Genomic DNA, 12,393 nt, shown 5'->3' on the forward strand with positions numbered 1-12,393 from the left:
GTTACGTTATGCAATACACTTATTTGCAAATCAGTTTTTCTCAGAAAAACAATAAAAAACGGCAATCCAGAACATCCTGCTCTGGATTGCCGCTTATATGATAGGGTCGACTATGGCTTGCTTTCCATACTTATTTGAATAGAATAAAGCTCCTCTACGTTACTTAATTACCTCTTCAAGCTTGCTCATCATTTCATTTAATTGTTTGATATAGTCGACAATATCCACGACATGCTGCTGCTGAGCATGCGAGCTTGCCAGCACCTCTTCAACCGAAGCCGCTGATTCCTCCGTAAATGCAGCCACGGTGGTCACCTCTTGAAGAACCGTCTGAGAGGACTGCTGCAATTGGGTATTCATATCACGAATTTGTTCAGCCTGCCGGAGCACCTCGGCCGTGTTGGCATGGATTCCGTCAAATAGCTGTTCCACACGCTGGACTGACTCCTTCCCTTCTGTCACAACGTGGAGACCATCTCCTACCAAACTGGAAGCCTGCGCGATTCGGCTCTGTATGGTTGCCAGGATATTTGCAATCTCGGCTGAGGCCTCGTGCGCATGCTGAGCCAGCTTGCGGATCTCGGTTGCAACGACTGAGAACCCTTGCCCGTGCTCGCCTGCCCGGGCCGCTTCGATGGAAGCATTGAGAGAGAGCAGATTCGTCTGGTTCGCAATTTCTCCGATCATTTCTACGATACTACCAATCTTCTGATTCTCTTGATTGACCTCTTCCATGACCTCCGAGGTATCCGAGACGATATGATCAATCTGATTGATTTTACTAGCCAGATCCTTCATTTGACCTTGGCCTTGAGTTGTGAATTCAGCGGTAACCCTGGATTTATCACTCAGATTAACAGAAGCCTCTGTGGCGGCACTTACATTCTGATTCACCTGCTCCATAGCTTCCGAAATATCCGAGACACTGACGGACTGCGTAGCAATGCCACTGGCGATCTCATTGAAAGCCAGAACAACCTGACCCGATATTTCCCCTGTGTCTGCTGCATTCTTCTGAAGGTTGGTAATCGACGACCCAAGCACATGGACCGAATCCTTCACCTCTACCAACACCTTCTCCGTTCTTTCCTTGGCGGAAGCCGATTCGGCTGCGCTGGCTTCCTGCTGGCCTTTCATTTTCGCCCCGATAAGACTCTGGGCTATTAACGCACCCAGGATGACGAAGATATATGCATTCATATAAAATACACTTTCACCCTTGAAGGTTTCTTTTGTCAGGACGAAATAGGTCGTCATCCCCATGGCTATGAGGCCATTCAGGAGAAGGGGACGATAGTTATGATAGATCGAGATGATCGCAAATGACAGGAAGACCAAAAAATAGCCGCTGAATGCCTCGCTAGCCTCGATAAAGAAGAACGTGATCAAGCTAAGCCCTATAGACACCAGATACATTACATAGCGGACTGCGGTCCTTTTCCATATCAAAAGTACACATAGAATACAGATAGGTAATCCGCTTATAGCCAGTGTTACCCTGAAATGGTTAGAAGCGGAGACCCCGATACCGAGTAATAACGCTCCGCACAGGAGCCATACCATCAGTTTGTTGCGTTGATGAAGTGCCAGTAATTTGTCAGACATAAGGTTCATACTCCCCACGTTTTTTAATTTATATATCGGCATATTCCATTAAAAACATTATGTATTCCCTTCTCGCCCTGCTCGCTGCCTAACTCCAACTGCCTATGAATATAAAAAAGGACCCCCGCTGAACCTAAGGTCCTGCGAGAATCCTGTATATTCACGTTCTATTTACTCTTCTCAATATACTCAGTCACCCATTGCTCGGTAGCCGTTAGCTTCTCTCCAGCTCTGGAAATAGCCTCGGCAACCTGACTCGATGCCGTTCCTCCGTATACATTACGGGCGTTAACTACCGTCTCTGGCTGAAGGACACCGTAAATGCTGTCATCGAACAGCGGAGAGAAGGTCTTGAACTCATCCAGCGTCAGATCAAGCAAATACTTGTTGTTCTGAATGCAGTAGAGCACCGTCTTTCCAATAACCTCGTGAGCCTGACGGAAAGGGAGGCCTTTGCCGACAAGGAAGTCCGCAATATCGGTCGCATTCGAGAAGTCCTGGTTCACAGCTTCACGCATGCGCTGCTTGTTGACCTTCATCGTAGCAATCATGCCTGCGAACAGCTGCAGTGCGCCTTCAAGGGTAGCCACGGTATCGAACATGCCTTCTTTATCTTCCTGCATGTCTTTGTTGTAAGCCAGAGGAAGGGATTTCAGCACGGTGAGCAGTCCAACCAGATTGCCGTATACACGGCCGGTCTTCCCGCGTACAAGCTCGGCCACATCCGGGTTCTTCTTCTGCGGCATGATGCTGCTGCCTGTACAGTAAGCATCGTCAAGTTCTACAAAGCGGAATTCCGTGCTGCTCCAGAGAACCAGTTCCTCACACAAGCGGGACAGATGCATCATTAGAATAGAGGAATTCGACAGGAATTCCAGAATGAAGTCCCGGTCACTGACCGCATCCAGGCTGTTCTCATATACCGCATCAAAATTGAGCTGCTCAGCCACAAAATGACGGTCAATCGGGAAAGTTGTTCCTGCCAGCGCGCCAGCGCCCAGAGGAAGTACATTCACCCGCTTGTAGCTGTCCTGGAAACGCTCAATATCGCGCTGGAACATGGAGACATAAGCCATCAAATGGTGGGCGAACAGAATCGGCTGTGCCCGCTGCAGATGCGTATATCCTGGAACGATCGTATCCAGATTAGCTTTAGCCTGTCCAATCAAGGCCTCCTGCACGGCATGAAGAAGTCCGGTTACTTCAACTACGCGCTTACGCAAATACAAGTGCATGTCAGTAGCCACCTGATCGTTACGGCTGCGTCCCGTATGCAGCTTCCCGCCTACTGAGCCAATCTCCTCGATCAGATTCTTCTCAATATTCATATGGATGTCTTCATCTCCGACGGAGAATTCAATTTCACCGCGGCGGATCTTGTTCAGAACGAGATGAAGACCTTCCTTGATCCGGTCAACGTCTTCAGACGGCAGGATGCCGCATTTCCCCAGCATGCTCACGTGCGCCAGACTTCCTTGAACATCCTCCTCAGCCAGCGCTTTATCAAAACCGATCGAAGCAGTGTACTCTTCTACCAGACGATTCGTCTGCTTCGTAAAACGGCCTCCCCACAGCTTGCTCACTAAATCCACTCCTTCTTCTGAATGCAGACCACGGGCCGCTCCCGATGATGAGAACGGCCTCATGGTTATGCTGTATTTATAATTATTTTCTAAGTTCTAAATAAGTTGAATTATCGATTTACACTTAGGGCGGCCGTGTGAAATGTTCTTCCGATCGCTGTTGTTCCCAGATTTCTTAATTAAATTTATTAGGTAGAAATCCGGTCACAAAGGATATGCTTCCGATGTAGCTTTCTTTCAGAAAGCTTGTAGGCGAATGCTTCGCTTCTCCAGAATCATTTCACACTCTTGCCAATGGTAAATCATAAGTTCAACTTATTTAGTAATATAATTACTTATTCTGCTCAACGCCGGAGCTTACTTTAAGCCGCAGGGCATTCAAGCGGATGAATCCGGTAGCGTCACCTTGGTCATAAGCTTGAGTTGGATCAGCTTCCATGGTAGCAATATCCGGGTTATACAAGCTGACCGGGCTCTTCACACCCGCACCAATGACATTGCCTTTGTACAGCTTCAGACGTACGGTTCCCGATACGTTCTTCTGGCTTTCGTTAACCAGCGCTTGCAGAGCAAGACGTTCAGGAGCGAACCAGAAGCCATTGTATACGAGCGTGCTATACCGTGTAATCAGACTGTCACGAAGGTTCATGACTTCGCGGTCCATCGTGAGGGACTCCATCTTCCGGTGTGCCGTGAAGAGGATGGTTCCGCCCGGAGTCTCATACACGCCTCGGCTCTTCATACCGACAAAACGGTTCTCAACCATATCAACACGTCCGATGCCGTGCTTGCCGCCGAGCTCATTGAGGGTCTCCATCACGCCCAGCGGGCTGAGCTTCTCGCCATTCACGGCAACCACGTTGCCTTGAACAAATTCAAGCTCTACATATTCCGCTTCATTCGGCGCGTCTTCCGGGGATACACTCAGCAGGTACATGTCCTTGCTGTCCTCTGCACTCGCATCGAACCAAGGGTCCTCAAGCACTCCGCTCTCATAGCTGATGTGCAGCAGGTTACGGTCGGTCGAATAAGGCTTGGCTGCCGAAGCCGTTACCGGAATGCCATGCTCTTCCGCATAAGCAATCATCTCTGCGCGGCCCGGGAAGCGGTCGCGGAACTCACTTAGGCGCCAAGGCGCGATTACATTAATCTCTGGAGCAAGGGCCGCTGCCGCAAGCTCAAAGCGCACTTGGTCGTTCCCTTTGCCTGTCGCTCCGTGGGCAATAGCTGTTGCACCTTCCGCACGGGCGATATCGACCATACGCTTCGCAATCAGCGGACGGGCGATACTTGTACCGAGCAGATATTGGCCCTCATATTGGGCACCCGCCTGGAACATCGGATAGATGAAATCCTGTGCGAATTCATCACGCAGATCATCGATGTACACTTTGGAAGCGCCGGTAGCCAGTGCTTTTGCCTCCAGCCCGTCCAATTCTTCCTTCTGACCGATATCTGCCGTGAACGCGATAATCTCGGCATCATAGGTCTCTTTCAGCCACTTTAGAATGACCGACGTATCCAGTCCGCCTGAGTACGCCAGTACGATTTTTTCTTTTGCCATGATATTCAGTGTCCTCCCTTAATAACCCAACTGCATACTATCTAGTCCTAAGTCTATCACAAAAACTATCCGATGAGAGCCGCCATCAGCGCTTTCTGCGCATGAAGCCGATTCTCGGCCTGATCAAATATAATAGAGTTCGCTCCGTCAATGACATCCTCGCTGACTTCTTCCCCGCGGTGAGCAGGCAGACAGTGCAGGAACAAGTAGTCCGGCTTCGCATGTTTGACCAGCTCGGCATTAACTTGATAGTTCTGGAAAGCCACCTCACGGGCTTTCTGCTCCTCTTCAAATCCCATGCTGGCCCATACGTCTGTGTAAATCACGTCTGCATCCTTCACCGCTTCTTCCGGGCTGCGCAGCACTTCGATCTTCGCCCCAGTCGACTCAGCGATCTCTTTGGCCTGAGCGAGCACCTGCTGATCCGGCTCGTAGCCTTCCGGGCTTGCAACGGAGACATGAACTCCCAGCTTCGCCCCGCCGATCATCAAGGAATGAGCCATGTTATTGCCGTCGCCGACATAAGCCAGCTTCAGTCCCTTAAGAGTGCCCTTATGCTCAAGCACCGTCTGGAAATCCGCAAGCACCTGACATGGATGGGCCAGATCGCTCAGACCGTTAATGACAGGTACCGTAGCGTGCCGGGCCAGATCCACCACGTTGTTGTGGCCGAATGTGCGAATCATGATGCCGTCCAGATAACGGGACATGACCTTGGCCGTATCGCTGATCGTCTCCCCGCGTCCAAGCTGGATATCGTTCTTGCTCAGGAAGAGGGCGTGACCGCCCAGCTGATATGTACCCACCTCGAAAGAGACCCGGGTTCTGGTTGAGGATTTCTCAAAAATAAGTCCCACCGTCTTGCCCTTCAACGGCTGGTATTCTTCCCCGTTCTTATGCTTCTTCTTGATCTCGATAGCGAGATCAAGAAGATATTGAATTTCCTCTGTTGTGAAGTCCGTCAATTCCACGCAGTCCCGGCCTTTAAGGTCGAATGCGGCATTTGCTTCCGTAAGACTCATCTCCATCTACTCCTTCTTGGCCTGGTGGCGCTGGATAACTCCACCGATAATGTCCACAGCCTGGTCGATTTCTTCATGCGTTACTAACAAACTTGGCAGCAGGCGGATCACATTCGGTCCGGCCGTGATGAACAGCAGGCCGTTCTTTTGTCCTTCCACTACAAGCTCAGCGACCGGTCCGTCGCATTCAATCCCAACAATAAGGCCTTTACCCCGTACATCCAGCACGAATGGAAGGTCGGCAAGCTTCTCTTTGAGCTTACTCTGTAAATATTCACCCATCTCCGCAGCTCTCTGCGGTACCTGATCTTCCTGCATCGCTTCTACCGTTGCGATAATAGCTGTCGTTGCAATAGGATTTCCCCCGAATGTAGAACCATGACTGCCGGCGGAGAACGCCTCGCGCAAATAGCCTTTGGCCAGCATAGCGCCAGCGGCGATCCCGCTTGCTACCCCTTTGGCCAACGTGAAAATATCCGGCTCCACACCGTAGTGCTGGTGAGCGAACCATTTACCTGTACGGCCCATCCCGGTCTGTATCTCATCGATAATGAGCAAAATACCGTGTTCCTTGCACAGTGCTGCTACTTCGTTCAAGAACTCAGGCTGCACCAGATGAATACCGCCTTCAGCCTGAATCATTTCGAGCATAATGCCAGCTGTGTTCGGCCCAATCGCGGCTTTCAATGCTTCGATATCATTGAGTTCCACCGTCTTGAAGCCTTCAGGGAGAGGAAGGAAGCCTTCCTTTACTTTATCTTGTCCGGTTGCGGTAAGTGTGGCGAGCGTACGTCCATGGAACGATTTCTTGAACGTAATAAGCTCATAGCGCTGCTCGCCTTTGATCTTCTGGTGATAACGGCGGGCCAGCTTGATTGCCGCCTCATTCGCTTCGGCGCCGCTGTTGCAGAAGAAGGCAAGATCTGCGGAGCCGAGTCCGGTCAGCAGACGAGCCGCGGTCTCCTGCTGCGGGATCTGGAACAGGTTAGATACTTGCCACAGCTGATCCAGCTGATCCTTGATCTTATTCTTAACCTTCTCGGGCGCATGGCCAAGATTAGTGACGGCAATGCCGCTGTAAAAATCCAAATAACGGTTACCCTGATCATCCCAGAGCCAGCTTCCCTGCCCTTTTACCAAAGAGATCGGGAACCGCACGCCATAATTCGGAAACAGCGCGCTTACCGCCTCGCTGCGGTTGTCCTTGGCCTCTTGCTCTTTACTTTCTGCCTGACCCAGTTCCTGCAAATTGGTTTTTGCCATCGTTGTCGTTGCCTCCTTAAATTGAAAAATTGTAAAAGCAAGTACCCGCTTCAATTCCGTAAATTCCCGGCCTCTCATACTAAGAGCGGCTGGTCTTCATTCGGACAATGCGGGTCCCGATGGCTTCTCCGGACAGCACGCGGCTGAGCACATTCGGCTCACTGCCGTTCACAATAACAACCTCTTTCACTTGACCATGGATACAGGCTACAGCGGCGCGAACCTTTGGAATCATCCCGCCATAGATTTCACCAGTCAGGATCATATCTTCAATCTGCTGTACTGTCACCGTAGGAAGAACCCGTTTCTCTGTGCCTACAGTGCTCAGAATCCCCGGCACATCCGTTACGACGATCATCTGCTGCACCCCCAGCTTGGAAGCCACCGCTCCAGCCGCAGTGTCAGCATTGATATTATACCGTTGCCCGTTCTCGCCCACTCCAACCGGAGCAATGATCGGCATATACCCCAGGGATGTCAGGCCTTCAATGATCGAAGCCTTGACTTCGGTTACATCTCCGACCAAGCCCACTTCAGCGCTTGCGGCTACAGGTTTGGCCTGGATCAGGAAGCCGTCTACTCCGGACAGTCCCAGCGCCTGCCCTCCGAGTGTCTGAATCCGGCGAACAATCTGCTTGTTGATGCTGCCTGACAACACCATCTCGACCACATCCAGCACCTCTTCGGACGTATAACGCAGCCCGCCAACGAACTTGGTCTCAATGCCAAGCTTCGCGAGATTCTCCGAGATTGCAGGGCCTCCGCCGTGAACAATCACAGGCTGTATTCCCTTACGCTGAAGTGCGATCAAATCCTCAAAAAAAGAATCCGGCAGCTCGTTCAGCGTACTGCCTCCGCATTTCATGACAAATGTCTTGTAGGCCTGTTCTCCGGCCACTTCCTTTTGCTCACCTTGCAATGCTGAATTCATGATCCTGCTCCCTTCTCCTCTGGGTATTTCTGTTTCTATATTGAGATACTAGTGCGTACGTTGAGCCGCCGATGCCGCTGCGCTGTCGGATCATTCTTACGATCGCTGTTGTCTCCCGATTTCCTGATCTTACTACCCCAAGGGTAGAAATCTGGAGACAAAGGCGAACGCTTCGCTTCTTCAGAACGATTCCGCCCTCTCCGCTGAGTTCGGCGCTTAACCATCCAACACTGTAAGTAACCTGACTTACATAATGTCCGATATACCGCTTCAGAACTGCCAGTGCGTACGTTAAGCCGCTGCGCTGTCGGATCATTCTTACGATCGCTGTTGTCTCCTGATTTCCTGATCTTACTAACCCCAAAGGGTAGAAATCTGGAGACAAAGGCGAGCGCTTCGCTTCTTCAGAACGATTCCGCCCTCTCCGCTGAGTTCGGCGCTTAACCATCCAACACTGTAAGTAACCTGACTTACATAATGTCCGATATACCGCTTCAGAACTGCCAGTGCGTACGTTAAGCCGCTGCGCTGTCGGATCATTCTTACGATCGCTGTTGTCTCCCGATTTCCTGATCTTACTAACCCCAAAGGGTAGAGATCTGGAGACAAAGGCGAGCGCTTCGCTTCTTCAGAACGATTCCGCCCTCTCCGCTGAGTTCGTGCTTATGCCTCAATCCGGCACAATTAAGTCCGATAAGCGGCGTTAATCCGCACGTAATCATAAGTCAGGTCGCAGCCCCAAGCGGTGGCTGTTCCTTCGCCATTCTTCAAATCTACCACAATGCGGACCGTATCGCCTTTGAGATAGGCCAGCGCTTCGTCTTCGTCAAATGCAACTGGCTTTGATCCGGTTAGTACGGCAATCTCTCCGAGGTGGATATCTACCGTCTCCGGGTTCACCGGCTCGCCTGCGCGTCCAAGAGCGGCAATAATACGGCCCCAGTTCGCGTCTGCTCCGAATACAGCCGATTTCACCAGGCTGGACCCCACAATTGTCTTCGCAATTGCACGGGCGGACAAGTCACTTACCGCACCGGTAACCTCTACCTCGACCAGGCGTGTCGCGCCCTCGCCATCACGGGCAATAGCCTGGGCCAACACTTGGCATACATGCCTGAATGCTGCAGCGAAGCCGTCCCAATCTGGATGCTTCTCAGTCAACTCCTGATTGCCGGCAAGCCCGCTAGCCATAGCCAGCAGCATGTCATTTGTACTTGTATCTCCATCCACTGTAATCATATTGAAGGTTACATCGGTCGTTTCTTTAATCAAGGACTGAAGAGCATCCGGGTGGATCGCCGCGTCGGTAGTAACGAATCCGAGCATAGTTGCCATGTTCGGATGGATCATTCCCGATCCTTTTGCAGCTCCGGCGATCTTCACTTCACGATCATCAATGACCAGGGAGACACAGACTTCCTTTTTGACCAAATCCGTAGTCAGGATCGCTTGGCAGAACTGCTCTGCTCCATCCTCATCAGTCGACATAACTGCTGGAAGCTGCGCTATACCGCTGGTGACCCGGTCCATTTTCATTAATTCACCGATCACGCCCGTAGAAGCTACGGCCACATCCGAAGGTGCAACGCCCAGTACCTTGGCTGCTTCTTCGCGCATCGTATATGCATCATCTTCGCCCTGCTTGCCTGTGCAGGCATTCGCATTGCCGCTGTTCACAACCACTGCACGAAGGGTACGGCTTGCCGCAAGGCTATCTTGAGTCACTTTGATCGGCGCCGCCTGAAATACATTTGTGGTGTATACGGCAGCTGCAACCGCCGGTACTTCACATAGAATTGCAGCCAGATCGTTGCGGGTTGTTTTCTTCAGACCGCAGTGCAGTCCACCTGCCTTAAACCCTTTTGGGGCGGTTACAGAACCGCCCTCAACCACTTTATACAAACTCGCTACTCCCATCATGTCCTCCGTTCTATGGATATACCGGGGCATTCTTCAGCCCGAGGGTTTCGTCCCAGCCCATCATCAAGTTCAAATTCTGGATCGCCTGACCAGCGGCCCCTTTGACCACATTATCGATTACCGAGATAATGGTTACTCTGTTCGTGCGTGCATCTACTGCAAAGCCGATATCACAATAGTTCGAGCCGTAGACTTCCTTCGTTGCCGGCCATTGCCCAGCTGGGCGAATACGTACGAACCTGCGGCCTTCATAGAAGTGTTTATATAATTCTACTAGTTCTTCATTAGTATGAGAACCCGTTAATGTAGCGTACATCGTGCTCATAATTCCCCGTGTCATCGGTACCAGTTGAGTGGTGAATGTTACCGTAACCGGCGAGCCGGATATATCGGTTAATACCTGCTCGATCTCAGGGATGTGCTGATGTTTGTTAACCTTGTAGGCTTTGAAGTTCTCATTAATCTCCGCATAGTGGGCCGTGAGGCTCGTGCCTCTGCCCGCTCCGGATACACCGGACTTCGCATCGATAATAATAGTTGCCGGATCAATCCAGCCTGCCTTCACCGCAGGAATCAGACCGAGCAGCGTTGCGGTCGGATAACAGCCCGGGTTGGATATGAGCTGTTCACCCTTGACGTTCTCTCCATAAATTTCACTAAGTCCATATACTGCCTGCTCCAGCAGTGCACCATCAGGCGCATCATGTTTATACCACTCTTCATATACAGCACCGTCTTTGATCCTGAAATCTCCCGAGAGATCAATGACCTTCAGGCCAGCTTCAACGAGCTGCGGTACCAGCTTGCCGCTGACTCCAGATGGAGTTGCTGTGAAGACAACGTCCGCCTTTCCTGCAATCTCCTGCACATCAACGCCGTCAAGGTTCTGCACAACCAGATTCGTTAAATGAGGAAAACCGTCTGTAATCGGCGCCCCACTGCTCGATGCCGAAATAACCGATACAATATCCACCTTTGGATGTTCCAATAAAAAACGAATCAGCTCCACCCCTCCGTACCCGGTGGAACCGACTATAGCCACTTTTACAATTTCTCCGCTCACATGTATCCCCGCTTTCTCTATTTCACTCATTTTATATTTATGCATATCCGAATTGAATTTATGTATTATTATACGTCCGGATTCATATAAATACAACCGTTATCTGGCCTATAGACTATTTTTATATGCAAAAAGACGCCGATTGGCGTCTTAGATTGCAGCATTAATTTAATGCTTTTTTATTTGGAGGCTGAGGAGGTTGAATTCGAATCTTTCTTATCTTTACCCCAGCCGCGGCTGCCCTTGAATTCACGCTTCTTGGGCTGGGTGCTATTCACTTCTTTGGTCACCGACTCACTCAAGCTTGATTTGAGCTTATTGTATTCGGACTGGGTGATTTTGCCACTCGCAAGTTCCTCGTCCAGCTTGGCGGTACGCTCCTTAACCAGAAGATCGATGACTTGCTGTGCAGTTACGTTATGCGCCGAAGCTACAGCTGCCAGGGTCTTGCCAGCTTGTAATTCAGTACGGAGCGCATCCTCAGTAATCCCGAGCAGCTTGGCCACCTCGTCAAAATTACCGAAGGGTCCGCCTCCGTGCCCTCTTTCCTCACCCAGAGCTGGAATTTGGCCGTTCACGATTTGGGTCGCCACTTCTGTAAGCTTTGCCTTCTGAGTATCATATTCAGCCTGTGTAATCTCGCCTGCATCAAGTCTGCTCTGCAGATGGGTATTCAGGTCTGCGACCTCCAGATCGATAACCGCTTGTACAGTTACGTTACGTTCACCTGCGATTGTCGCCAGAGTTTTGCCTGATTTCAACTGGGTGGTCAGTTCATCTGTTGTGATGCCAAGCAGCTTCGCAAGCTCGTCATTATTCTTCACAAATCCGAGCGGACCATGTCCCTTGCCTCCGAATCCATCGCCCAGCTTGGAGTCAAGCAGCTTGTCCGCAAAAGCAGTTGCATCAAAGGTCTTCCCATTCTTGTCTGCCGAGGTGGATGTGGTTTCAGACTTGCGTTCCGCTTCAATCCAGCTTACCAGCTTCGCCTTCAGATCCGCGCGGGCAATCCCTTGAGCGCTTGCGATTTCAGCAAGAGTCTGGGTCTTCTGCTTCTCTCTAAAGGTAGTCTCATCCAATTTCAAGTAAGTAAGCAGCTGAGCTTCGATTTTACCAAAACCAATATGTCTGTCTCCCCGGTCATGTCCCGCTTTCTGAGCTTGCGCCGTTGAAGATGAAGTATTGGCTGAAGCCGCGCTTGTCTGCTGTACTGCAAGGACTCCTCCTCCAAGAGTTAAAGAGAGAGCCAATACACCGGCTGCTAATGTCTTTGTTGATTTTTTTGTAGTTTTCATTGAATTACCACCTTTCGCTTGAATAGGTTTTGTGTGCCTTACAATTGCATCTTATCCCACCTAACTGAATTCACGCTGAATGAAAGCTTAACGTAGGCTAAAAATTTCCTATGTAAGAAAAGCCCGCCTTATCCGAAATTGCTTCCG

General features: G+C 50.7%; 11 protein-coding genes. All 11 read right to left on the minus strand.

The genetic code is table 11. The annotated features are described in order from the left end of the window. Positions 1 to 159: 159 nt before the first annotated feature. Positions 160 to 1,605, minus strand: coding sequence for a methyl-accepting chemotaxis protein (locus ACRRNK_RS19685; RefSeq protein WP_433944295.1), 1,446 nt, complete (start codon positions 1,603 to 1,605; stop codon positions 160 to 162). A gap of 167 nt (positions 1,606 to 1,772) precedes the next feature. Beyond that, positions 1,773 to 3,188, minus strand: a complete 1,416-nt coding sequence (gene argH / locus ACRRNK_RS19690; protein ID WP_433944296.1) for an argininosuccinate lyase — start codon at positions 3,186 to 3,188, stop codon at positions 1,773 to 1,775. 331 nt (positions 3,189 to 3,519) lie between these two features. Further along, positions 3,520 to 4,752, minus strand: a complete 1,233-nt coding sequence (locus tag ACRRNK_RS19695) for an argininosuccinate synthase (protein ID WP_433944297.1) — start codon at positions 4,750 to 4,752, stop codon at positions 3,520 to 3,522. Positions 4,753 to 4,817: 65 nt separating this feature from the next. Next, complete coding sequence (gene argF / locus ACRRNK_RS19700; protein WP_433944298.1) at positions 4,818 to 5,774, minus strand: ornithine carbamoyltransferase; 957 nt, start codon at positions 5,772 to 5,774, stop codon at positions 4,818 to 4,820. Positions 5,775 to 5,780: 6 nt separating this feature from the next. Beyond that, positions 5,781 to 7,037, minus strand: coding sequence for an aspartate aminotransferase family protein (locus ACRRNK_RS19705; protein ID WP_433944299.1), 1,257 nt, complete (start codon positions 7,035 to 7,037; stop codon positions 5,781 to 5,783). Positions 7,038 to 7,116: 79 nt separating this feature from the next. Further along, positions 7,117 to 7,968: an acetylglutamate kinase gene (gene argB, locus ACRRNK_RS19710; RefSeq protein WP_433944300.1), complete on the minus strand. Its 852-nt coding sequence runs from the start codon at positions 7,966 to 7,968 to the stop codon at positions 7,117 to 7,119. Next, positions 7,946 to 8,332, minus strand: a complete 387-nt coding sequence (locus tag ACRRNK_RS19715) for a hypothetical protein (RefSeq protein WP_433944301.1) — start codon at positions 8,330 to 8,332, stop codon at positions 7,946 to 7,948. Before ACRRNK_RS19715 ends, argB begins: the two co-directional genes overlap by 23 nt. Next, positions 8,323 to 8,556 carry a hypothetical protein gene (locus ACRRNK_RS19720; RefSeq protein ID WP_433944302.1) on the minus strand — a complete coding sequence of 78 codons (234 nt, stop codon included), beginning with the start codon at positions 8,554 to 8,556 and terminating at the stop codon, positions 8,323 to 8,325. The genes ACRRNK_RS19715 and ACRRNK_RS19720 overlap by 10 nt, the downstream gene beginning before the upstream one ends. 96 nt (positions 8,557 to 8,652) lie before the next feature. Next, positions 8,653 to 9,885, minus strand: a complete 1,233-nt coding sequence (argJ, locus tag ACRRNK_RS19725; protein ID WP_433946954.1) for a bifunctional ornithine acetyltransferase/N-acetylglutamate synthase — start codon at positions 9,883 to 9,885, stop codon at positions 8,653 to 8,655. 13 nt (positions 9,886 to 9,898) lie between these two features. Continuing rightward, positions 9,899 to 10,996: an N-acetyl-gamma-glutamyl-phosphate reductase gene (argC, locus tag ACRRNK_RS19730; protein WP_433944303.1), complete on the minus strand. Its 1,098-nt coding sequence runs from the start codon at positions 10,994 to 10,996 to the stop codon at positions 9,899 to 9,901. Between the two features lie 134 nt (positions 10,997 to 11,130). Beyond that, complete coding sequence (locus ACRRNK_RS19735) at positions 11,131 to 12,246, minus strand: SHOCT domain-containing protein (RefSeq protein ID WP_433944304.1); 1,116 nt, start codon at positions 12,244 to 12,246, stop codon at positions 11,131 to 11,133. Between the last annotated feature and the right edge of the window lie 147 nt (positions 12,247 to 12,393).

This window comes from Paenibacillus sp. SN-8-1, from assembly GCF_050995535.1.
Lineage (GTDB): Bacteria > Bacillota > Bacilli > Paenibacillales > Paenibacillaceae > Fontibacillus.